Below are 372 nucleotides of genomic sequence, written 5' to 3'. Positions count from 1 at the left end.
TTCAGTTTTAAGTAAGTGTTCTCTCAATAGAACTAGTTTTTAAATAAATTCAATCAGCAACGTTAAATTCTTTATCAGAATTATCAGTTTTTTTCTAAATAAAAAAAAGCAACATCCAGTTTTCCATATATAAACGACAGTATTCCAAGGGCAGAAACGCCCTTAAAAATTATGCCAAAATACAGGATTGCACGATGTTACTTTCTAAAAAGTCCTCCTAAACACCAATCAAGGCATTTTTTAAGACTTATTTTATTTTACTCTCAAAACGGCATTAGACGTTTTAAGAATACCTAAATATTAGTGCAAATACCGTGCTAAAAATGACCCCGCTTAATATTTCCCCTTTTCAGATTATTAGACTGAGATTTC

It is taken from the genome of Arcticibacterium sp. GJ41-1, assembly GCF_055808875.1.
This window is presented reverse-complemented; position numbering follows the sequence as displayed.